This is a genomic window from Citricoccus sp. CH26A (genome assembly GCF_000224415.1).
Lineage (GTDB): Bacteria > Actinomycetota > Actinomycetes > Actinomycetales > Micrococcaceae > Citricoccus.
This window is the reverse complement of the sequence record NZ_AFXQ01000008.1, coordinates 1-20,160: the sequence shown is the minus strand read 5'-3', so window position 1 is coordinate 20,160 and position 20,160 is coordinate 1. Positions and strand designations below refer to the sequence as shown.

Genomic DNA, 20,160 nt, shown 5'->3' with positions numbered 1-20,160 from the left:
CGTGACTCCGTGGGACGGGGAGGGGCTCTACGGCCCCGGCGGGGTCCGCCTGACCATTCGACCACGGGCCGCAACGACCCCACCACCATGAGTGACCGCCCCCACGGTCCCTCAACCGGCCGAGTCCGCGGTCCCGGACATCGCCCGGTGGGTCCCCGAGCGGTGGAGCCAGGACCGGTGGACCTGGTGGATGCCCTCGAGCAGGACGCAGGCCACCGCGCCGGTCGCCACGGCGGCCACGGTGAGGTCCGTGGGCGGGTACTCGAACTGGTGGAACTCCTGAGAGGCCGGGACCGTGAGGACCAGGAACAGCAGCACGTACATGGAACCGACGAGCACCAGCTTCCACCGGGTCATCGGCCGGGAGATGAGGTTGAGCACCCACAGGCCCATCAGGGTCAGCGTGATGACGGAGGCGGTCTGGACCTGCCGGACCGAGACCTCCTCCGTGAGCCAGCGGGCATAACCGTTCACGGCCAGCAGGCCCGTGAGGATGACCACCCCGGAGGGGATGGCGAAGCGCAGGGCGCGGCCGAGGAACCCCGGGACGTAACGGCGCTGGTTGGGCGCCAGGGCCAGGAAGAACGTGGGCAGCCCGATCATCAGGAAGTCCACGGTGGAGGCCTGTCTCGGCAGCAGCGGGTACTGCCAGGCCAGCAGGGAGAACACCACGCCGAACAGCACGGCGTAGGCGGTCTTGGTCAGGTACAGGTGGGCCAGTTGCTCGATGTTGGCGATCACCTGACGCCCCTCGGCCAGCACGGCCGGCAACCGGGAGAAGCGGCTGTCCAGCAGCACCAGGCGGGACACGGCCTTGGTGGCCGGGGCGCCGTTGCCCATGGCGATGCCCAGGTCCGCGGACTTCAGGGCCAGGGCGTCATTGATGCCGTCCCCGGTCATCGCCACCACGTGCCCGGCCTCCTGCAGGGCCTTGACCATCCCCTTCTTCTGGTCGGGGGTGACCCGGCCGAACACGGAGTGGGTGTCCAGGACCTCCCGCCGTTGATCGTCGTCCTCGGGCAGGTGCCGGGCGTCGTAACCGTCCCCGTGCAGCGTCATCCCGACCTCGCGCGCGACCGCGGCCACGGTGCGCGGGTTGTCCCCCGAGATGATCTTCAGCTCCACGCCCTGGGCGCGGAAGTACTCGAGGGTCTCGTGGGCGTCGTCGCGGACCTTCTCCCGGAAGGTCAGCAACGCCACCGGGACCAGCCCCCGGGGCAGTCGCTCACCGGTCCGGCGGCCGTTGCCGGTCCCGGCGGCGGGCCCGGTGTCGGTGGCGGGCCCGGCGCCCGGTCCCGACGTCGGCCCCCTGGGCCCGAACCACGCACCGGGCGCCACCGGAGTGTCCGACCGGCAGAGCAGCATGGTGCGCAGCCCCCGGTCCGTCGTCTCCTGGCAGAGGGCCTCGATCCGATGGGTGTCCGTTCCCTCGGAACGGTCCCCGTCGAGCAGGGCCTCCGGGGCGCCCAGGACCCACGCCCCGTGCGGGGCGGAACCCGGGCCCGAGGGGCCGGCGCCGTCCTCGGACCCGAAGGCGACGGCGGACCAGCGCCGGGCGGAGGAGAAGGGCACCTGCGCAGAGGGCGCCTCCTCGGGGACGTGCGGGAAGGCCTCGCGCAGGGCCAGGGCCGTGGGGTTGGCGTTCACGTCGGCGCCGAACCAGGCCAGGACGCGGGCGCCGTCGTCGTGCATGTGGCGGGAGGCGGAGAGGTCGGTGACCCCGTCGAAGATGACGCGGCCCTCGGTGAGCGTGCCGGTCTTGTCCAGGCAGACGGTGTCCACGCGGGCCAGGATCTCCACCGCCGGTTGTTCCTGGATCAGGACCTGGTCCTGGGCCAGCTTCAGCGCGGCCACCGCGAAGGAGATCGTGGTCATCAGGGCCAGCCCCTGGGGGATCATCGAGGTGATCGCGGCGACGGAGGCCACGACCGCGGGCTCGATCGCGTTGTTCTGTACCGCGTACGCCCAGCCGCCGATCGCCTGGACCTGGCCGTTGAGGATGATCGCCACGATCGGCACCAGGGCGATGGTGAGCCACGTGGCGACCGTGTCCAGGGCCCCGCGCAGCTCCGAGGGGATCTTGGAGAACGTGCGGGCCTCGATCGCCAGTTGCGAGGCGTGTGAGTCCGCGCCGACGGCCGAGACGCGGAACACCCCGTGCCCGGAGAGCACGGCCGAGCCGGAGAGCACCACGTCCCCGGGCAGCTTGCCCACGGGATCGGACTCCCCGGTCAGCATGGACTCGTCGATGTCCAGGCCGTCCGCCCTCAGCATCACCCCGTCCGCCGGGACCTGGTCCCCGCGCCGCAGCACCACGGCGTCGTCCAGGACGATGTCCTCCAGCCGCACCTCCTGCCGCTCACCGGAGCGCATGACGTGGGCGGCGTCCTGGTGCAGCAGGGCAATCTGGTCCAGCTTGCGCTTGGCCGAGTACTCCTGGACCACGCCGATGATCACGTTGGCCACGGCCGCGAGGCAGAACACCAGGTCGAACCAGCGGCCCAGCACGATGATCGCCACCGCGCAGGCGCCGATGGCGAGGTTGAACATGGTCAGCACGTGGACGCGCAGGATCTTCCAGATCGAACGGGAGGTGTCCCGCGGCTGGCGGTTGGTCAGCCCCTTGCCGATCCGCTCCTCAACGGCGGACTCGTCCAGGCCGCGGGCGGCGAGGGCCTCGTCGTCCGGGCGGGCGATCGCCCCCAGTCCGCGCCGGCGCAGGTGGTGGCGACGGCGCACGTCGGGGTGGTCCGCTCCACCGGCCACCGCTGCGGCAGGGGAGCCGACCCGAGGAGTCCGGGAGCCAGCGGGGGTGGCGGCGTGGGGGTCCGCGGGTGAGCCTGCGCCGGGGAGGTCCTGGATGGTGTCCTCCTCAGTTGCGGGTCCGCCGGTGCCGGTGCTGGCCGGGTTGCTCACGCTGATTGTCTCCCTGGGTCGGGCGGCAGGCAATGGGCAGCCGGACGGGAGCCGACCTGCAGCGATGCCCTCCAATGTAGTGGCCGCGTGTCCCGCACGGGGTCAACCTGCGGGGTGAATCCGGGCCTGATCCGGGTCATCCCGGAGGAGGACGGCACGACGCCGGACCCGGCCCCTCGCGCTCGCGGTCCACCGGGTCCCGAGTCCCGCGGAAGCGTGCTGTCCGCCCATGTCAAACGCCGTTTGCCCGGGGTTCACCCAGAAAAGGCGGGGTTCACGACCCGGTGACGGGCGGTTCATGACACGGCGGTGCGCCGTTCATCGACGGTTCCTAACGTCAGCGTGTCATCACCGCCGCCACCGCGCGCGGACACTCACAACAGAAGAATGGAACATGACCGCAAAGCGCATGCCCCTTGCCGTTCTTGCCCTGTCGGTCGGACTGACCTCCACCGGTGCCGTCCTGCCAGCCGCCACGGCGGCTCCCACCGCTCGGGCCGAAGCCGCCCCCATCGCCCCGGCAGTGGCCCAGGCCGCCGATATTGCCGCCGCTCCGGTGGCTGACCTGCTGAACGTGGACTTCGAGAACGGCACCCCGGCTGACGCCGCTCAGAACCGCACGGCCGAGGCCTTCGGCACTCCGGGGATCACAGTCGATGGCACTCTAGCGCGCTCCGTTGGTGACTTCGACGGGGAATCGGCTTACTCTTACGCCCTCACCGAGGCCGACTACGAGCAGTTGACCGACGGGTTCACCGTTGAATGCTCCTTCAAGCGCGACGCCACGGCGACTTCCGGTGAGGACACCCTTTGCGGCAACAAGGAGGCCGGCGGATTCGCCGTGGTCGTTAAGGGTGACGAGGCCGGGTTCATGGTCCACACCGACGGTGGGTACACCATCGTGTGGGCGGACATCGAGGCCGAACGCTGGTACCACGCCGCTGGCGTGTACGACGGCAAGTCCGTCCGTCTCTACCTCGATGGGGAACTGGCTGGCGAGGCCAAAGCCGGCGGTTCGATGACGATCCCTCCGAAGGAGAGCGCCCACGCCCTGGTGGTCGGTGCTGACAGCGGGCCCGGGGAGCCCGGTCAGCATGCAATCGCCAAGATCGATAGCGCCCGTCTTTTCAGCGCACCGGCCTCCGCTGGGCAGGTCGCTGCGTTGAATGAGCAGTTCGCCGTGGAGGTCGTGGCGCCGAAGGCGGATGTCTTCGATGTGGACTTCACAGACGGCACCTCCGCCGAGAGGGCTCAGGGTCTGGCTGTCACCACCCACGGTGAACCCGTGATCCAGGAGGATCCGGCCCTGGGCCGGAACGTGGCTGCCTTCGACGGTGACGACGCGTTGCTGTACCCCTTAGGGGAGCAGTACGAGACCCTCGGTGATTCGATGACCGTGGAGTGCGTCTTCCGCTATGACGGCGAGCTGCCGTCTTCCGGCGAGACCAACCTGTGCGCCAACAAGGAGGCCGGCGGCTTCTCGATGACCATGTACGCCGACAAGCTGACCTTCGCGGTCAACACGGGTTCGTACCACAACGCCGGAATCCAGATCGAACCGGATCAGTGGTACCACGCGGTGGGCGTGTTCGACGGGGACACCAAGACGGTCCGGCTCTACGTGAATGGCGAACTCGCCGCCGAGGTGCCCACCGCCAACAGCACCATCAAGTGGCCCCCCAACGCTCTGGCCCACAACATGGTCATCGGTGCCGACGCTTCCAACGGCGGTAGCCAGTTCCATGCCACGGCCACCGTGGCCTCGGCCCGGATCTTCGGGGACGCGCTGGACGCCCAGCAGGTTGCCGCGCTGAACCTCACCGCATTGGACCAGGCCCGCGGACAGCAGCTCGAACTGTTGTCCACGACCCCGGCTGCCGGCTCCGAGCTGACCAGGGCCACCGAACTGGCGGTCGAGTGGAACCGGCCCGGACTCGTGGCGGCCGGCACCACCTACGCTCTCGACGGGAAGTCGGTGGAACTCGGTCAGCTGATCGGTGCCGGACTGGCCGCCGGTGAACATGTCCTGTCCATCGAGGGCAAGACCGTCTTCGGCGCCCCGGTTTCCGAGACCGTCACCTTTACCTCGGGCTCGATCCCCGTGGGCGGTGGCACGCAGACCGGGCAAGGACAAGGCACCGTGACGCTCTCGGCCCGCGCCGTCAACCCAGACGGCGGTGACGTCACCTCCACCTTCTACGCAGGCCGGGCGGAGATCGCCGCGGGCGGCTTCCAGGGCCTGGTGTCGCAGATGCCCCAAACTTTGGAGTTCGAGCACACCGAGGCCACCGGGCTAGAGGGTTCCGGTGAGAGCCTGAGCGCAAGCCCCGGTCAGATCCCGTTCCAGCGGTTCGATGTGGAGGCCGGTGAAGCCACGCAGGGCCAGTCCGTGCGCTGGGCCGGCACCGCGGACCCCACCCGCCAGGTGAACCTGCTGGCCTGGAACACTGCGATCGGGGCCTGGGATGAACTCGCCACCGGCCGCGGCCTGGACGAGGGCGAACTGGTGCTGACCGGCACCCTCGGTGCCGACCATCGGAATGGGGAGGGCACGGCGTCCTTGATGGTCGTCGGCGAGGATCCCTTCGCCGACGACCTGGAGAACGAGGTGAGGGACGGGTTCGAGGACCCTGACGCCTACGACTTCTCCATCGCGCACCTGACGGATACCCAGTACCTCTCCGAGGGCGCCGCCGAGGACACCTACTCGCAGGAGCAGAAGGCCGTGTGGGCGAAGGCCTACACAGACGTGACCGACTGGATCGTGGAGAACGCCGAGGAGCGCAAGATCGCCTACGTCGGCCACACCGGGGACATCATGGAGAACTGGCACACCGGTTCGGAGCGGGCCGATGAGGAGGCTTACCGAGAGATCGCCGTCGAGGAGTTCGAGTTCGCCTCCGAGGCGCAGAGAATCCTCGACGACGCGCAGATCGTCAACGGGGCGCTGCCGGGCAACCACGACAACCGCTCCGGCAAGGACGTGGGCCCGGACAGCCTCTACAACGACTACTTCGGCCCCGAACGCTACGAGGCCCTGGAGCAGACCGAGGGTTGGAAGGAGGCCAACGCGTCCTTCACCCCCTGGAAGGAGGGTGACAACCAGAACCACTACGACCTCTTCACCGCCGAGGGCCTGGACTTCGTGGCCGTGCACCTGGGATACGACGTCACCGCCGAGGAGATCGAATGGGCCGACGGGGTGCTCAAGCAGTACTCCGATCGCAATGCGATCGTCCTGACGCACGCCCAGCGCAAGCCCAGCACCAGCCCCGACGGTCGCGGTGCGGCGTTCTCTCATGACGGTGCTCGAGTCGACCAGGGTCTGCTCAAGAAGAACGACAACGTGTTCCTGGTGCTGTCCGGCCATGAGCACGGGGTGGACATCGAGGTCCGCAAGGACGTCGGCACCAAGGGCAACAACATCGTCGAACTGCTGGCCGACTACCAGTTCTACACCGTGTCCGCCGAGGAACTCGGACTGACGGGGGTGGACGGGCGCACCCCGCAAGACATGCTGCAGTTCGGTTCCAGCTTCTTCCGGCTCCTGCAGATCGACGTGGACCGCTCCGAGATGGCGGTGGACACCTACTCTCCGCTGTTGGAGGACTTCGGGGCCACCGAGTATGACGACCGGAACCGCTACGACGGCACCGAAGACGACACCCGCTTGCCGATTCAGCTTGAGACCCGCAAGACGTCCTTCTCGACCAGCCAGGTGGTCCTCACCTCCCCGACCGACGATGTCATCGGGGAGGCCACCGCGAAGTCCGGCTGGCCGGCGTCGGTGGAATGGACCGGGCTGAACCAGGGTGAGACCTACGCCTGGTACGTCACCAGCCGCGACACTGAAACCGGTGACGAGCTGGTTGCAGGTCAGACCGGTCAGATGGGTATCTTCACGGCTGCCGCCGCCGGCACCGACACCAAGGCACCGGAGCTGACAGTCCCGGATGCAGCGACCATCCAGGCGGGGGACTTCTTCGATGCGATGGCAGGGGTCTCCGCCGCGGACGACACCGACGGTGATGTCACCGCCTCGGTGCAGGTTCTGGGTGAGTTGGACACCGCGACCCCGGGTACCTACACGCTGACGTACGTGGTGGAGGACGCCAACGGCAACCAGACCATCGCCTCGCGCGCGGTGATCGTGGAGGCCGTGGTCGACCCAGAAGAGCCCGCAGGCCCCAGCGAACCGGACGAGGAGGAGCCCACTGACCCGACCGGTCCGGAGCAACCGGCCGCACCGGTGTTCTCCGACAACCCCGCCGGCTCGCCGTACTTCACCCCCGTGCAGTGGATGGCCGAGAACGAGATCTCGGTGGGCTACGCGGACGGGACGTTCCGGAAGGACCGCAAGGTCACCCGCGGGGAGACCACCGCGTTCCTCTACCGCTACATGGACCCCGCATTCACCTCGCCGACGTCCTCACCGTTCAACGATATGGCCCCCGGTGACCCGTTCTTCACCGCGGTGACCTGGGCGGCGGACGAGAAGATCACCGCCGGTTACGCCGACGGCACCTTCAAGCCCTCGCAGCCGGTGACCCGAGGTGAGTTCGCGGCGTTCCTGTACCGGATGGCCGATCCAGAATTCACCGCACCGCAGACCTCACCGTTCAACGACCTGAGCACCGGCGGGACCAACTACGCGGCGATCACCTGGCTGGCCAGTGAGGAGATCACCGTGGGCGATACCCGAGGCCGGTTCAACCAGTCGGCGGAGATCACCCGCGGGGAGATCTCCGCCTTCCTCCAGCGGTACGACGCGACCACCGAGGAGGGCTGACCGGCCGGGTCGTCTCCAGTGGACCGCCCAAGCAGGCGAGCGCCCCCGGCCGGCGCCCGGGGTGCTCGCCTGCCGCCTTCGGCCCGGGATGGGTCCGGGTCATCCCGGAGGCGGAGGCCATGCGGTGAGTGCCCCGTGGTGACCGAGGCTGCCGTACAGTCGGCGTCATGAAGGCCCTGGACCCCGCCGCCATCCTGCCGGACCGGCTGCTGTCCCGAATGCGCTCGGACCTGGTCCACACCTTCTCCGGTGAACGCGACGCCGGCGTCCCGCAGTGGCAACTGGATCTAGAGCGGGGTGATGACGCCGGGTACTTCGCCCACGACTCGGCCACCTGGGCGGTCCACGGGTCGATGTCCACCGTGGCCGCCGGCATCCGCGCCCTGCTGGTCCAGGCGCTGCACCCCGGTGCGCTCGCGGGGGTGGCCGAGCACTCGGACTACCGGGCCGACCCGCTGCAACGGCTCGCGGGGACCATCCGCTGGATCTTCTCCGTCACCTACGGTTCCACCGACGCGGCCCGCCAGGCCTGCGCCGAGGTCCGCCGGCTGCACGTGCCGGTGCGGGGGCGGTATGAGGACGGGGTGGGGAGGAACGGCATTACTCCGCCAACGCCCCGCACCTGGCCGCATGGGTGCACCTGGCCTTCACGGACGCCTTCCTGGCCGCGCACGAGGACTTCATCGGTCCCGTGCCGACCGTGGGCGGGGCGGATGACTACGTCCGTGAGTGGTCCGTCGCCGGATCCCTCATGGGCGTGCAGGACCCGCCGACCACCCGCCAGCAGCTCAAGGACCGGCTGCAGGCCTTCGACGACGCCGGCGAGCTGTCCGGCGGGGACCGGGTCACCGAGGTCCTCGGGTTCCTGCGGAACCCGCCGCTGCCCGGCCAGCTCGGCTGGGGCTACCGTGCGCTCTTCACCGCGGTCGTGGACACCCTGCCGGCCCGCTACCGGGACCTGCTCGGCCTGCGCGCCACACCGGTGCCGCGGCTGACCCGTGCCGGCGGCCGCGCCACCCTGGCCGTGGTGGGCGCGGCCCTGTCCGGGCCGGGCCCCTCGGAACAGGCGGCCCGGCGCCGGCTCATCCGGCTGGGTGTGCTGCCCGTCGCGGATGCCCGGCCGGGTCGGTAGCGTGAAGCCATGGGACACACCAATGACCCGGCGACCATCCGCCGGCTGCTGACCGACCGGGGAGCCCGCTGGGCCGTCGTCGGACTCACGCCCAACCCGCGCCGGGCCGCCGTCGGGGTCTCGAGATTCCTGCGGGACGACCTGGGCATGGAGATCATCCCGGTGAACCTCGGGGCGCAGGAGGTGCACGGGGAGACCGGGTACCGCACCCTGGCGGACGTGCCCGGGACCATCGACGTGGTGGACTGCTTCGTCAACTCCCACAAGGTCGGGGCGATCGTGGACCAGGCGATCGACGTCGGCGCGCGGGCCGTGTGGCTGCAGCTCGGGGTCATCGACGAGGCGGCGGCGGAGCGCGCCGCGGCCGCCGGACTGGACGTGGTCATGGACACCTGCCCCGTCATCGAGGTGCGGGCCACCCCCTCGCTACGTGGCGACTGACCTCCCCGGCCCGCCGCTAGGGTGGGGCCATGATCTTCATCGTCGTGAAATTCCAGGTCAAGCCCGAGCACGTGGACGGTTTCATGGACCGCGTCCGTGACTACACGCGGGCCACGCGTGCCGAGGAGGGCAACCTGTGGTTCGAGTGGTCCCGCAGCGTGGAGGACCCCCACGAGTTCGTCCTCGTCGAGGCGTTCAAGGACGGAGCGGGGGAGGCGCACGTGTCCTCGGAGCACTTCACGGCGGGCCTGGAGGCGATGCGCCCCGTGCTGGCCGCCACCCCGAGGATCGTCAGCCGCCAGGTCGAGGGCGAGGGCTGGGACCGGATGGGCGAGCTGCAGGTCGACTGAGCGGACGGTGCCCCCTGCACCGTGCGGGCAGGGACGATCGCCCGTCCCTGCCCGCACGACGTGGCGGGATCAGGCGTTGGCCGCCTTCGGGGCGCCGATCCCCGGATCGACCTGGTGCGGACCGCTGGCGCTGGGCCGCACGTCGAAGTCGAAGATCGCCGTCGGGATGTAGACGGTGGAGCACGAGTTCGGGATGTCCACCACCCCGGAGAGCCGGCCCTCGATCGGGGCCGCACCCAGCAGCAGGTACGCCTGCTCGGGGGAGTAGCCGAACTTCACCAGGTAGTCGATCGCGTGCAGGCAGGCGCGCTGGTAGGACAGGTGCGAGTCCAGGTAACGCTGCTCGCCGTCCAGCGTCACCGAGGTCCCGGAGAACGCGATCCACTCACTGAACCGGGGATCCACCCGGCCCGGCATGAAGATGGCGTTCTCCTTGACCCCGTAGGTCTCCATGCCGCCCTTGATGAGGTCGACGTGCAGGTCCATGAACCCGCCCATCTCGATCGCGCCGCAGAACGTGATCTCCCCGTCGCCCTGGGAGAAGTGCAGATCGCCCATGGACAGGTTGGCGCCGTCCACGAACACCGGGTAGAACACCCGGGTGCCCTTGGACAGGTTCTTGATGTCCTGGTTGCCGCCGTTCTCGCGCGGTGGTGCCGTCCGGGCGGCCTCCGAGCCGACGCGCTGCCACTCGCCCCGGTCCAGCCCGCCGAGCACCGCGTGCTCGGCCTCGGGCGGCAGGGCCAGCGGGGGCACGCGGTTCGGATCGGTGGCGATCAGGTCACCCTCGCGCTTGTTCCACTTGGCCAGCAGCTCGGCTGAGGGCGCCGTGCCCATGAGGCCGGGGTGGATGAGGCCCTCGAAGCGGACCTCCGGGACGTGCCGGGAGGTGGCGACCTGGCCGTTGAAGTCCCAGATGGCCTTGTAGGCGTCCGGGAACTGGTCGGTCAGGAACCCGCCGCCGTTGTTCCGGGAGAAGATGCCGGTGTAACCCCAGCCCTGGCCGGCCAGCGGACCGCTGTCCTCCTGGGGGATCGGGCCGACGTCGAGGATGTCCACGATCAGCAGGTCGCCGGGCTGGGCTCCCTCGACGGCGAAGGGGCCCGAGAGCTTGTGCACGGTGAGCAGCGGCGCGTTGAGGATGTCCTCGGCGGAGTCGTCGTTGACGATGGCGCCGTCGAACCACTCGCGGCAGTCGACCCGGAAGGTGTCACCCGGCTTGACGGTGGCGACCGGGGGGATCTCCGGGTGCCAGCGGTTGTGGCCGAGCTTCTCCTGGTCCTCGAAGGACTTGGCCGAGTCGAGGGGAAAGATGTTGTCAGGCATGGTGACGGATCCTTTGCTGTGGGAACGAGAGCGGGAAGGGGATCAGGGGGAGGAGGACATGCGGCGCCGGGGTCAGCGGGCGCCGGTACCACTGCACCGAGGTCAGGGCCGGGGCAGTTTCCGGTGCAGGGGATTGCCGGTGTAGCGGGGGCCCTCGCGCGGTTTGCGGCCGGCCGCGGGCAGGGCCGTGACCACCTCTGGTTCGGCCGCGCTGCGTTGGGACGACTCGATGAGCCGATAGGCGGCGGAACCGGCCCGGGAGAGCCGTACGGAGGTGATGCGCCGGGCCGCCGGAGCCCCGCAGTCCGGGCAGTCCACGGCATCGGGAACGGAGGTCATGCTGTAGGACGCCTCCAGGACGGTGCCCTCCGGGCAGCGGAACTCATACAGCGGCACGGCGCCTCCCCTCGTCCCGCGGGTCACTGTCCACCGGGCCGCGCAGGGTGTGGTCCGGTCCGGTGTCCTGCAGCTCGGGGGGCGTCCTGAGCGGACCGCGCCGGCCGAGCAGGAACGACAGGACCAGGGCGACGACACCGGCCACGGCCAGGATCGCGGCCCACGTCCACGTGCTGCGGTACTCGCCCATGAGCAGCAGGACGGCGGGGATGGTGGCCGTGAGGTGCGCGATGATGGCCGTGAACCACCCGGTGGCCGCGGTGAGGGACTCCCGCCGGAGGCCCAGCAGCAGGAAGAACATGAGCCAGAGCACGGCCCAGAGGAGCCAGATGACCCCGAAGACGGGGTCTGCCACGACGGTGAACTGGAGGATGCCCATCACCACGGCGATGGCGGCCACGAACAGGGAGAACCACCCCACACCCTCGCCGTCCAGGCCGAAGGTGAGGTTGAGGCCGACGTAGAGGTAGGTGAAGCCGAAGAGGTAGAGACCGGAGGCGGCGAGGATGGCCGCGGGGTCACCCTCGGCCTGGACGAGCAGGATGGTGGGGAACACCACCTGCATGATGCCGACGAAGAAGTTCATGGGGGCGGCGGCCTTGCCGGGGACGAGCCCCAGCAGCATCAGGCCGTTGATGAACAACACCGCCCCCACGTACAGCAGACCAACACTGCCCATGGAGCGCTCCTGGGAGACGAGCAGGCCCAACCGGGCAACGGGGTGAAGCGGAGACGTCGCAGCCCTCGGGCCGTGCGAAGGGATGTGATGCACGCCACGTTAGGCACAGTGCAACGGTTGCGACAATGGCCGGTCGTCGGTGGCCGGACACCACCCCGGGCCGGCCTGGGTTAGTACACCTAGGCCTCGTAACGGGAACGCATGCAGGCGAAGACGCCGAAGAGCATCAGTCCGACGCCGATGCAGGCCAGGAGCACGGGGCCCAGCGGCTGGTCCAGCAGGGCCTTGAGGGCACCGTCCATCCCGGTCGCGTCCTCGGGGTCCCGCTGGAGGGTGGCGACCACGAACAGCAACCCCACCAGGGCGAGCACGATGCCCTTGGCGACGTACCCGATGGTGCCCGTCACGCGGATGGCGCGGGAGACCTCACGCCGGCTCGAGGACCGCAGGTCCTTCATGAACCGTTGGGTCACCCCCGAGTACACGTGGTATCCGCCGATGCCGATGATGACCAGGCCGGCCACGACCAGCAGCACGGCACCGACCGGATGGGACATGAGCGCGGCCGAGGCCGAGCTGGTGGACTCCCCGGAGTCCTGTTGCCCGCCGAGCGCCGCGACGGTGAACATCACCCCGATCGCCACGTAGACGACGGCCTTCCCCGCGTCCTTGACCCCGTCGAGGGCGGAGCGGCGGTCCCAGATCGCCTCACTGAGGTACCACAGGCCCAGCAGGACACAGCCGGCGGCGCACAGCCAGATCAGGCCGACGCCCAGCGGGCTGGTGGCCAGCAGCTGGATCGCGCCGGATTGGTCCGCGTCCTGGGGTGCCGACCCGAAGGCCAGGCTCCAGGCGATCAGGCCGATGAGGATGTGCAGGATCCCGTTCGCGACATGGCCGACACGGGCGGCCTTCCGGAACCAGGGATGGCGGGTGACCTCCTCGGCGCGGTCCGAGGCCTCGTCGAGGGCCTGGGCGGCCCCGGTCGGCACATGCCTCCGCATCGTCCGTCGCACGCGGTCGGCAGGGCGGGAAGCGGACTCGGGGGTGATGGGTACAGGGTAGACCCGTGGCTTCCGGGGGACCACGGCGGCCGGTTCGACGGCGGCCCCCGGTGAGGGCCGCTCGTCGTCGACCCCTCGAGGGCTGTCAGACTGGGGCCATGGTCATCCAGCACATCGCGTTCCGGCAGGACTGGCGCCAGGCCCAGCGGACCGGGACCTATGACCGGTCCACCCGCGGTGCCTCGATCGAGGAGGTCGGTTTCCTGCATGCCAGCGACGGGCCGGAGCAGGTCCGAGCGGTGCTCACGCGCTTCTACGCGGACGTGGGCGAACCCCTGGTGGTGTTGACGCTGGACGAGGCGGCCCTGGCCGCGGCGGGATTGAGCGTGGTCAGGGAACCCGGTGACCCCGCCGACCCGGACTCCGAGCGCTTCCCCCACGTCTACGGTGGACCGCTGCCGGTGGCCGCGGTGTCTCGCGTCGACCCGGTCGTGCGGTCGGGGCACGGCCCCGGCCCGGCCGCCGCGGACGGTTCCGACGAAGCCCTCGCTGGGGCGGACGAGGATGCGCTTCACCTGTCCCGTGCCATCTCCCTGGCCACCGCGAACGCGGCCACGGACGGGGGACCGTTCGGGGCGCTGGTGGTGACCGCGGACGGTCGCGCCTTCGAGGGCGCCAACCGGGTCACGGCCACCAACGACCCCACGGCCCACGCCGAGGTCACGGCGATCCGCGCGGCCTGCAGCGGGCTGGACACCTTCGAGCTCTCGGGGGCGGTGCTGTACGCCAGCTGCGAGCCGTGCCCGATGTGCCTGGGCGCGGCGCTCTGGGCGCGGGTGGACCGGGTGGTCTTCGCCGCCGACCGTCACGATGCCGCCGCAGCGGGTTTCGATGACGCGGCCTTCTACGACTACTTCGCGTCCCCGGAGCGGGGTGGACTGATGCCGATCGTGCACCGGGCCGCCCCGGGCTCCACCGCGCCGTTCGAGGCATGGCAGGAGAACGCCGACCGCACCGCGTACTGAGCACCGACCGGTGACGTGCCCGGGTGCCCGGAACGCATCAGGTGCTGGATTCGTCGCCCTCCACGTACGGGGAGAGCGACGAATCCAGCACCTGATGGTCACCGCGCGGGCCGGCCGCGCTGCCTGGGTGGGTCAGCTGGGTCAGCCGAAGTACTCGGGCAGCGTGGCGGCCCAGCGCTCGCGCAGTTCCTCGATGGGCAGCACGAACTGGTCCTGCACCTCGAGTGCCCCGGAGGCGGCGTCCACCACGCCGATCCGCGCCACCGGGAAGCCGCGGGCCGTGGTCATGTCCTTGAACCGGACCTCCTCGGTCCGCGGCACGGCCACGATCGCGCGGGACTGCGACTCCGAGAACAGGGCGGTGAAGGCGTCCACGCCGTCGCGCTGCATGACCTCGTCCAGGGACACCCGGGCGCCGACGCCGAAGCGCAGCACCATCTCGGACAGCGCGGCGGCCAGACCACCCTCGGAGAGGTCGTGGGCGGCGTCGATCATCCCGTCCCGGGACGCGTTGATCAGCAGCTCGCCGAGCAGCTTCTCGGTGGCCAGATCCACCTGCGGGGGCACGCCGCCGAGGTGATCGCGCAATCGGGCGAACTCGGAGCCGTCCAGCTCGTCGCGCGTGACGCCCATCAGGTACACGGCCTGACCGTCGGCATCGCGGTGGAAGCCGGACGGGGTGCGGCGGGAGACGTCGTCGAACTGGCCCAGGGTGGCCACCACCGGGGTGGGGTGGATGGGCGTGGAACCGGTCTGGTTGTACAGGGAGACGTTGCCGCCGGTGACGGGCACGCCCATCTGCTGACAGGCGTCCGCCAGGCCGCGGATGGCCTCGGCGAACTGCCACATCACCTCGGGGTCCTCGGGGGAGCCGAAGTTGAGGCAGTCCGAGACGGCCTTGGGCACCGCGCCGGCCGTGGCCACGTTGCGGTAGGACTCCGCCAGCGCCAGCTGCGCACCGGCGTACGGGTCCAGGTAGGTGTACCGGGAGTTGCAGTCGGTGGAGACGGCAACGCCCATCCCGGTCTCCTCGTCCACCCGGACCACGCCGGCGTCGTCCGGGGCGGCCATGGCGGTGTTGCCCTGCACGAAGTGGTCGTACTGCCTCGTCACCCACGAGACGTCGGCCAGGTTCGGCGAGGACATCAGTTCCAGCACCGCGGCACGCAGCTCGTCACCGGTGCCCGGCAGCGCGGGGACGCGACCGGCGTCGACCGCCGAGCGGAAGGTGTCCGCCACGAGCGCGTCCTGGTAGGACGGGCGGTGATAGGGCCGGTCGTAGACCGGGCCGTCGTGCGCCACGGTGCGGGGGTCGACGTCGACGATCACCTCGCCGTTCCAGGTGATGGTCAGGCGGTTGTCGTCGGTGACCTCGCCCAGCCACGAGTACTCCACGTCCCACTTGGCCATGACGGCCTCGAACGCCTCGACGTTCCCGGGCGTCACCACGGCCATCATCCGTTCCTGGGACTCGGACATGAGGATCTCGCCCGGGGTCAGGGTGGGGTCGCGCAGCAGCACGGAGGTCAGCTCCACGTTCATGCCGCCCTCGCCGTTGGAGGCCAGCTCGGAGGTGGCGCAGGAGATGCCGGCGGCACCGAGGTCCTGGATGCCCTCCACGAGGGAGTCCTTGAACAGCTCGAGGCAGCACTCGATGAGCACCTTCTCCGCGAACGGGTCGCCCACCTGGACGGCGGGGCGCTTGGAGGGCTTGGCGTCGTCGAAGGACTCGGAGGCCAGCACGGAGGCGCCGCCGATGCCGTCGCCACCGGTCCGGGCGCCGAACAGGACCACCTTGTTGCCCACGCCCGAGGCGTTGGCCAGGCGCAGGTCCTCGTGCCGCAGTACCCCCACGGCCAGGGCGTTGACCAGCGGGTTGCCCTGGTAGATCGGGTCGAACACCATCTCGCCGCCGATGTTCGGCAGTCCCAGGGAGTTGCCGTAGCTGCCGATCCCGGCCACGGCCCCGTGCATGACGCGAGCGGTGTCCGGGTGGTCGATCGCGCCGAAGCGCAGCGGGTCCATCACGGCCACCGGGCGCGCGCCCATGGAGATGATGTCCCGGACGATGCCGCCGATGCCGGTGGCGGCACCCTGGAAGGGCTCCACGTAGGAGGGGGAGTTGTGGGACTCGATCTTGAAGGTCACGGCCCAGCCGTCCCCGAGGTCGGTCACGCCGGCGTTCTCGCCGATCCCGACCATCAGGTCCTTCTTCATCTCCTCGGTGACCTTCTCGCCGAACTGGCGCAGGTGGACCTTGGAGGACTTGTAGGAGCAGTGCTCGGACCACATCACCGAGTACATGGCCAGTTCGGCCGCGGTGGGGCGGCGGCCGAGGATCCTCACGATCTCCTCGAACTCGTTCTGCTTCAGCCCCAGCTCGGCCCAGGGCAGCTCGGTGTCCGGGGTCTGCGCGGCGTGCTCGACGGTGTCGATGTTGAACGTCGCGGTGGCCTGTCGGCTCGTCTGGTCAGTCACTTCGTCTCTCCTGCGATCGAGGCCAGCACCGAGGTGAAGACCCCCAGTCCGTCCGTGCCCATGCGCATGCCGTGGTCCGAGTCGGGGCCGAACCCGGCCTCCACCGCATGCTCGGGGTGCGGCATGAGTCCCACCACGTTGCCGGCGGCGTTGGAGATGCCGGCGATGTCCCGGCGCGAGCCGTTCGGGTTCCAGCCGACGTAGCGGAACACCACGCGACCCTCCCCCTCGAGCTCGTCGAGGGTGTGTTCGTCGGCCACGTACTGGCCGTCCTGGTTCTTCAGCGGCACGGTGATCTCCTCACCGGTGCCGAAGTCCCGGGTCCAGGCCGTGGCGTTGTTCTCCACGCGCAGCGCCTGGTCGCGGCAGATGAACTTCAGGTGGTCGTTCTTGATCATCGACCCGGGCAGCAGGTGCGCCTCAGTGAGGATCTGGAAGCCGTTGCAGATGCCCAGCACGGGCAGTCCGCTCCCGGACCCGTCCCGTCCGCCGGCGGCGGCGATGATCGCGTCCATCAGCGGGGCGAAGCGGGAGATCGCCCCGGCGCGCAGGTAGTCGCCGTAGGAGAAGCCGCCGGGGATGATGACCGCGTCGAGCGAGGACAGGGCCGCGCCGCCGTCGGTCTCGGCGTGCCACAGGGCGACCGGCTCGCCACCGGCCAGGCGCACCGCGCGGGCCGCGTCCCGGTCGTCGAGCGTCCCGGGGAAGGTCACGACGCCGACGCGCGCCCCGGTGAGGACGGGGCCGGCCGTGGAGAAGTCTCCGATGAGGGGCAGGTCCGTGCTCATCAGGCCGTCGGCCCCTCGGCCGGGTGGCCCGCGGCGTCGGGCAGGACCTCGACGTTCACGACGTCCTCGATCACCGGGTTGGACAGCAGTTGCTCGGCGGCCTCGCGGGCGTGGGCCAGGACCTCGTCGGTGACCTCGCCGTCCACGGTGAGCTCGAAGCGCTTGCCCTGGCGGACCGCGGCGAAGCCGGTGAATCCCAGTCGGGGGAGGGCGCCTGCGATGGCCTTGCCCTGCGGGTCAAGGATCTCGGGCTTGGGCATGACGTCGACGACGATCGTGGGCATGGGGGAGTTCTCCAAGGGTTCAGCGGGAGGGCTTGCCCCATTCTAGTCCGGCCCGCCGCGGGCCGCCCCCGCGGGAACGAAGGGTGACGTGACCCGGCCGCGCCGCCACCGTTCCCCGCCGGGTTCCCGCTGTTCCGGCCGGCCGGGGCCCCGGCCTACGCTGGGCCCATGGGGCAGAGCAGAGACCGCGGACGAGAGCGCACAGAAGCACGGATGACCGGGGCCGACGGGGTGTCGGTGCTGCCGGCCGCCATGGCCGCCGCACTGGTGGCCGCGGGGGTCGCGATCACCTGGTCGGTGCGCAGGTCCCGGGCGACGGTGCGGCAGCTGGCCGCGAAGCGGGCGGGCGCCGCGGCGGGGACGGGCCGCCGGGCCGCCGGGTCCGGCACCACCGGCCCCTCGGGGCAGGTGGCGGTCAGGGCCACCGTGGATGACGATGGCCGCTGACACCCGGGAACTGGCGGCGCGCCGCTGCCCCTGCGGCACCGGAGAGCTCTACGGGTCCTGCTGCGGCCGCTTCCACGCACGGTTCGCCGCGCACGGCATCCTGTCGGCGCCCACGGCGGAGGCCCTGATGCGCTCGCGATACTCGGCGTTCGCGCTGGCCTCGGAGGGCGAGTTCCCCGAGGCCGAGCGGTACCTGCTGGCAAGCTGGGCGCCGGAGACCCGGCCGGCGTCGCTGGCGCTCGACGCCCCCGGAGCGGGACCGGACGAGGACCTGGACTGGCTTCGCCTCGACGTCGAGGAGACCTCCGGTGGCGGGCCGTTCGACCATGCGGGCACGGTGCGTTTCACGGCGCACTTCCGGACCCCTGCGGGCCGGCGGACCCAGCAGGAGACGTCCCGGTTCGTGCGCCGCGAGGGCACCTGGCTCTACTACGACGGCGACGTCAGCTGAGCCTCCCGGCCCCCTGTGCGGTGGCCGGGAGGGCGTCGCTCAGCCGTGGATGCCGATGACCCCGAAGGCCACGCCCGAGGCCAGCATGGCCAGGGAGACGATGCAGGCCCGCCAGAGGACCTTCTTGTGGTGATCGCCCAGGTCCACCTTGGCCATGGAGACCAGCAGCAGGATCGCGGGGACCAGGGGGGACTGCATGTGCACGGGCTGCCCGGTGACGGAGGCCCGGGCCATGTCCACCGCGGGGATCCCGTAGTGCGCACCGGTCTCGGCCAGTACCGGCAGGATGCCGAAGTAGAAGGCGTCATTGCTCATGAAGAACGTGGCGGGGATGGAGATCAGCCCGGTGAGCACCGCGAGGATCGGTCCCATCGAGTCCGGGATGACGTCCACGAGCCACTGGGACATGGCCTCGACCATGCCGGTGCCGGAGAGCACGCCGGTGAGCACGGCGGCGGCGAACACCATGGACACCACGGCCACGATCGAGGAGGAGTGGTTGCCCAGCACCTCGGCCTGCTTCCTGACGTTCGGGAAGTTCACCAGCAGGGCGACGGCGGTGCCGATCATGAACAGGTAGGCCAGGGGCACGATGTCCGCCACCAGCAGCACCATGATGGCCACGGTCAGCGCGAGGTTGAACACGAACAGCCGCGGCCGCAGGGTCTCGCGCTCCGGGTCCAGCGCGGTCCCGGACATGTCCGGGCCGGTCTCGGTCACGGTGCGTTCCAGGAGCCCGACGCCGGACGGCGTGAGGGAGGTGCCCGGCGACCCGGTGGGTGCCCCCGCCGGGACGAGGCTGCCGCCGGGTCCACCGGTCGAGGTCCCGGCGGGGACACCGGGGCCGGACCAGCGCTCGGGGTCGTCACGGCGCAGGCGGCGTCGCTCGGACAGGCCCAGCAGCCAGGAGAAGGCGAAGACCACGGCCAGGCCCACCAGCAGCGAGGGGATCATGGGGACGAAGATCTCGGCTGCGTCCACGTTCAGGGCCGCCGCCGCGCGCACGGTGGGTCCGCCCCAGGGAACGATGTTCAGGGTGCCGTTGGTCAGCCCGGCCACGCAGGTCAGCACCACCGGGCTCAGGCCCAGCCGATGATAGACGGGCAGCAGGGCCGCGGTGACGACGATGAACGTGGTGGAACCGTCCCCGTCCAGGGAGATGACGGCCGTCAGCAGGGCGGTGCCCATGACCACCTTGGCGGGGTCGTGGCCCACCACGCGCACGATCCAGTTCACCAGCCGGTCGAACAGGCCGACGTCGATCATGATGCCGAAGTAGGCGATGGCGAACATCAGCAGCGCGGCCGTGGGGGCCATCTGGCCGATGGCCTCGAGGATCATGTCCCCCAGTCCGAGGCCGGCGCCGGTGAACAGGCCGAAGATGGTGGGGACGAGGATCAGCGCCAGCAGGGGCGTCATCCGCTTCGTCATGATGAGGACCATGAACGTGGCCACCATCGCGAAGCCCAGTAGGACGAGCATGGGAACTCCTGATTCGGGGAGGACCGGCGGACGCCGGCGGGTGTGACGGGCGACACGGGGCCGCGATTCGCAGTCACCCTACGGTGACGCAGCCCACCAAACGTCCTTCTGCTCGCTAACGGGGAATCAACCCATTCCACGCATTGCGCTCATTGTGCTCATGCGCCGTGGA

At 70.3% G+C, this 20,160-nt stretch carries 16 protein-coding genes and 2 pseudogenes; 9 read left to right on the top strand and 9 right to left on the bottom strand.

Annotated elements, in window-relative coordinates; genetic code table 11:
• Window positions 1-111: 111 nt before the first annotated feature.
• Window positions 112-2,916, bottom strand: coding sequence for an HAD-IC family P-type ATPase (locus tag CITRI_RS0106675; protein WP_010143907.1), 2,805 nt, complete (start codon window positions 2,914-2,916; stop codon window positions 112-114).
• A 394-nt stretch (window positions 2,917-3,310) separates the two neighbouring features.
• Between CITRI_RS0106675 and CITRI_RS16670 the strand changes: the two genes are divergently transcribed.
• The 5 genes and pseudogenes from CITRI_RS16670 (at window position 3,311) to CITRI_RS0106655 (ending at window position 9,628) form a co-directional block, all read left to right on the top strand.
• Entirely contained in the window at window positions 3,311-7,705 is a 4,395-nt protein-coding gene (locus CITRI_RS16670; protein ID WP_141565991.1) for a LamG-like jellyroll fold domain-containing protein, read from the top strand.
• Between the two features lie 167 nt (window positions 7,706-7,872).
• Window positions 7,873-8,295, top strand: a pseudogene (locus tag CITRI_RS20600) (oxygenase MpaB family protein); the annotation flags it as partial.
• 44 nt (window positions 8,296-8,339) lie between these two features.
• The gene (locus tag CITRI_RS20595; protein WP_010143904.1) at window positions 8,340-8,837 is read left to right on the top strand and encodes an oxygenase MpaB family protein; all 498 of its coding nucleotides are present in this window, start codon (window positions 8,340-8,342) and stop codon (window positions 8,835-8,837) included.
• 9 nt (window positions 8,838-8,846) lie between these two features.
• Entirely contained in the window at window positions 8,847-9,278 is a 432-nt protein-coding gene (locus CITRI_RS0106660) for a CoA-binding protein (RefSeq protein ID WP_010143903.1), read from the top strand.
• A gap of 29 nt (window positions 9,279-9,307) precedes the next feature.
• A complete protein-coding gene (locus CITRI_RS0106655) occupies window positions 9,308-9,628 on the top strand; it encodes a putative quinol monooxygenase (RefSeq protein ID WP_010143902.1) in 321 nt (106 codons plus the stop codon).
• 69 nt (window positions 9,629-9,697) lie between these two features.
• Here the strand turns inward: CITRI_RS0106655 and fmdA are convergent, their stop codons facing one another.
• The 4 genes from fmdA to CITRI_RS0106635 all read right to left on the bottom strand — a co-directional run bounded on the left by fmdA (window position 9,698) and on the right by CITRI_RS0106635 (window position 13,021).
• Window positions 9,698-10,954, bottom strand: a complete 1,257-nt coding sequence (gene fmdA, locus CITRI_RS0106650) for a formamidase (protein WP_010143901.1) — start codon at window positions 10,952-10,954, stop codon at window positions 9,698-9,700.
• Window positions 10,955-11,056: 102 nt separating this feature from the next.
• Window positions 11,057-11,350 (bottom strand): FmdB family zinc ribbon protein, encoded by a 294-nt coding sequence (locus tag CITRI_RS0106645; protein WP_010143900.1) that lies wholly within the window; start codon window positions 11,348-11,350, stop codon window positions 11,057-11,059.
• Entirely contained in the window at window positions 11,337-12,029 is a 693-nt protein-coding gene (locus CITRI_RS0106640; protein ID WP_010143899.1) for an AmiS/UreI family transporter, read from the bottom strand. Before CITRI_RS0106640 ends, CITRI_RS0106645 begins: the two co-directional genes overlap by 14 nt.
• A gap of 179 nt (window positions 12,030-12,208) precedes the next feature.
• On the bottom strand, window positions 12,209-13,021 hold the full coding sequence (locus CITRI_RS0106635; RefSeq protein WP_010143898.1) for a DUF1206 domain-containing protein: 813 nt from the start codon (window positions 13,019-13,021) through the stop codon (window positions 12,209-12,211).
• A 170-nt stretch (window positions 13,022-13,191) separates the two neighbouring features.
• Between CITRI_RS0106635 and CITRI_RS20165 the strand changes: the two are divergent.
• Window positions 13,192-13,503: pseudogene (locus CITRI_RS20165) on the top strand (DUF952 domain-containing protein); the annotation flags it as partial.
• A 105-nt stretch (window positions 13,504-13,608) separates the two neighbouring features.
• Window positions 13,609-14,058, top strand: a complete 450-nt coding sequence (locus CITRI_RS20160) for a nucleoside deaminase (RefSeq protein ID WP_040385919.1) — start codon at window positions 13,609-13,611, stop codon at window positions 14,056-14,058.
• Between the two features lie 141 nt (window positions 14,059-14,199).
• Here CITRI_RS20160 and purL read toward each other — a convergent pair whose 3' ends face one another.
• The 3 genes from purL to purS are packed head-to-tail and all read right to left on the bottom strand — an operon-like array spanning window position 14,200 to window position 17,608.
• Window positions 14,200-16,536, bottom strand: a complete 2,337-nt coding sequence (gene purL / locus CITRI_RS16655; RefSeq protein ID WP_010143896.1) for a phosphoribosylformylglycinamidine synthase subunit PurL — start codon at window positions 16,534-16,536, stop codon at window positions 14,200-14,202.
• Complete coding sequence (purQ, locus tag CITRI_RS0106620) at window positions 16,533-17,324, bottom strand: phosphoribosylformylglycinamidine synthase subunit PurQ (protein ID WP_010143895.1); 792 nt, start codon at window positions 17,322-17,324, stop codon at window positions 16,533-16,535. Before purQ ends, purL begins: the two co-directional genes overlap by 4 nt.
• Entirely contained in the window at window positions 17,324-17,608 is a 285-nt protein-coding gene (gene purS / locus CITRI_RS0106615) for a phosphoribosylformylglycinamidine synthase subunit PurS (RefSeq protein WP_010143893.1), read from the bottom strand. Before purS ends, purQ begins: the two co-directional genes overlap by 1 nt.
• Before the next feature lie 168 nt (window positions 17,609-17,776).
• Between purS and CITRI_RS0106610 the strand changes: the two genes are divergently transcribed.
• Both CITRI_RS0106610 and CITRI_RS0106605 read left to right on the top strand, forming a co-directional pair.
• Entirely contained in the window at window positions 17,777-18,055 is a 279-nt protein-coding gene (locus CITRI_RS0106610; protein ID WP_141565990.1) for a hypothetical protein, read from the top strand.
• Entirely contained in the window at window positions 18,045-18,506 is a 462-nt protein-coding gene (locus CITRI_RS0106605) for a YchJ family metal-binding protein (protein ID WP_010143891.1), read from the top strand. The genes CITRI_RS0106610 and CITRI_RS0106605 overlap by 11 nt, the downstream gene beginning before the upstream one ends.
• A 39-nt stretch (window positions 18,507-18,545) precedes the next feature.
• Here the strand turns inward: CITRI_RS0106605 and CITRI_RS0106600 are convergent, their stop codons facing one another.
• The gene (locus CITRI_RS0106600) at window positions 18,546-19,988 is read right to left on the bottom strand and encodes a CitMHS family transporter (RefSeq protein ID WP_010143890.1); all 1,443 of its coding nucleotides are present in this window, start codon (window positions 19,986-19,988) and stop codon (window positions 18,546-18,548) included.
• Between the last annotated feature and the right edge of the window lie 172 nt (window positions 19,989-20,160).